We start from the raw sequence: 2,806 nt of genomic DNA, 5'->3' as shown, positions 1-2,806 counted from the left end.
TATTAAAATCCGAATTACTCTATCTTCAAGAATTTGAAAGCATGGAGCATTTCAAACAAGAATTAGAGGAATATATCCATTACTACAATCATCAACGAATCAAGGTAAAATTAAAAGGCATGAGCCCGGTAGATTACCGGATTCATGCCCTCAAGGTTGCCTAATTAAATAAAGTGTCTAACTTTTTGGGTTCACTTCAAATTGAAGGCCCTTTTTATTTTACATGAACCCTTTTGTGAAATGAAAAGAAGTTTATAGTTGGCTATCACCCGAAATATGAATTTCATCAATAATAGATGCACCAATGTTAAAGTGCCCCCTTTACTAAAGGAGGCACTTTAACTGAATCATACTGAAAATTTCATTTCTTACTCCTTCAAGCAAAAGCCTTTGGCTACTGCCTTAGTTTAGTTAAGCTCTATTAATTCCATCGATTGAACCAATTTTTAATTCTTTGTTTATTTTTCTCAAGAACTTCCTTCGATGTCCTATTGTCTTTTTGTTTTTTCCATTCAAAAAAGGAAGCAATTCCGATAAGCACCCCTCCGCCGATGATCAAATACAGCCACCATGGCATCTCACTCCACATCGAATTCGTATTCATATAAATATTGAATAAAATTGTCCCTGTCCCTACTATGAAATATGATTTGTATTTCATCATGAATCCAAAGAGCAATGCTGATAATGAAATCGTTCCGATAATAAGTGCATCATTTAAGGTATTGCTTGCCATTGCATCACCTATCAAGACTAAAAACAAGAGAAAGACAATTCCAATCTCGATATATTGCGTAGTTTTCCATTTAACAAAGATTTTTCTCAATAATATAGTACTGACAATAAACAGTGGCAGAATCTCGGTCTCTACCTCGAGGACAGCAGGAATCGAAAATTGATTGACGATGACCCAATACGGATACAAACTAAGCAATATAGCGGCAGCCAAATAGATTTTTCTTTCCATTCGATCAGTCGTCGTGCTTCTCATCAAGATGAAATAGGCCGGAATCAGAAGTGCTACGAAAACTTCTAGAATGAAATGTACTGATCCACTCATCAGAACCTCTATATTCATTGCAAAAAGAAACAGCAGCCCATATACCCGGTAAAAATCCATACTAAGGCCAATTTCGCTTTTCGTTAGTATCCCTTTAAAATATCTCTTGCTTAGTATCACCATTATGGTCGTACATCCGAAAAGGACCGTGATGCCAATCGGAAGAGCTAACGTGTCTGCATACTTAATGATGATCCAATACGGATACAAACTTAGAATTCCAGCAAGCCATACATAGATATCTCTTTCCTTCACATTACTTGTAAAGCTTTTCATCAGGATGAAGTAGCCCGTTATCAAGAGTGATACAAAGACTTGCAGTAACTGATATGTCGTTTCATTCACTAGTACTTCTCTATTCATGGCCAGCAAAAATAAAAGACCATAAATCCGGAAAGCATCAATCGTTGCGCCTGTTTCTTCTTTCTTAATTAATACTTTGAAATAGCGACGGCTTAGCATTACCATTCCTAACATACAGATGAAAAGAACAATCAATCCTAATACAATCGATAGGGTGTGAACATAGTTCATAATGCTTAAGAAAGGATACAGACTGACGATTGCTGCAATATTGGAATAGATTTTCCGTTCATTTAGTTCGCCAGTAAAGCTTCTCAGTAATATGAAGTAGCCTGTTATCAAGAGCGATACTAAGACTTGAAGCACCTGATATTTTGTTTCATTCGTAAACACTTCCACATTCATATCAATCAAAAATAACAAACCGTAAATCCTAAAAGGATCAATTGTGGTGCCTGATCCGTTCTTCTTGATTAGTCCTTTGGAATAGCGTCTGCTTAGCAACAACATCCCTATCATACAGACGAAAAGAACAGCCATACTCGTAAAAATCGGGAGTCTATGCGCGTAATCTTGGATGTTCATAAACGGATATAGGCTGACGACAGTCGCTATACCTGAATAGATGTTTCTTTCCTTCGCATGAATTGTGAAGCCTCTCATCAGGATAAAGTAGCTCGGCAACAATAGTGAAACGAAAATTCCTAGGATTTCATAACCTGTTTCAGTCATTAAAACTTTCACATTCATATAAATCAAAAATAACAAGCCGTATACCCTATAATAATCAATGAACCTCATTTTACCTTCTTGTTTAATTAGCCCTTTAAAATAGCGCTGGCTAGCAAATACCATCACAGCTGCACATGCAAACAGTACAACTATCCCCATAACCAGAGGTAAACTATTTACAAACATCGCATAGAAAATGAAAGCGAGGCTAAGAGGAACCACAACAAAGTTCTGCCAATTCCTTCTCATAATCAGATACCAGGAAAACACAATCTGTACAGTCACAAACCCCACCCAAATGATCTCCCGATTTAGTGGGACATCACGGATTGCCGTTTCAAATATCGAAACACTGACCGCCAAATGAATGAATGGAATGAGGTAATATTCCATGATATCTTTCCAGTTCTTATTAGATACTGCCCATAGAATGGTAATGATTCCTGCTGTAATCATCAAGCAAATCGAAGTAACCAATTTTATTTGTTCCACGTTGGATAAAAACAGAAGCACTTGTAAGAAAAGCACTGAAAACCCAAGGTAGGTAAAGACGTATTTTCCCCATTTCACTTTCGTACGCAAGGCACTTAAGATATATATCAATAGTTGCGTAACATATAGAAACGGCGAGCTATTCGTATGGACAATGAGTAAACATCCAACAGGTATTGCCACTAAATTTGCAAGATGGCTGGAGTAAAGAAAGTATAG

2 protein-coding genes are annotated in these 2,806 nt (G+C 36.8%); one reads left to right on the top strand and one right to left on the bottom strand.

The annotated features are described in order from the left end of the window. Positions 1–164, top strand: a 164-nt coding sequence (locus tag AC1DUW_RS25045; RefSeq protein ID WP_477643742.1) for an IS3 family transposase, incomplete at its 5' end; no start/stop codon positions are given. A 257-nt stretch (positions 165–421) separates the two neighbouring features. Here the strand turns inward: AC1DUW_RS25045 and AC1DUW_RS25040 are convergent. After that, positions 422–2,806, bottom strand: a 2,385-nt coding sequence (locus AC1DUW_RS25040; RefSeq protein WP_477643741.1) for a hypothetical protein, incomplete at its 5' end; no start/stop codon positions are given.

This window comes from Peribacillus sp. P4_C12, from assembly GCF_056402095.1.
This window is presented reverse-complemented; position numbering and strand designations above follow the sequence as displayed.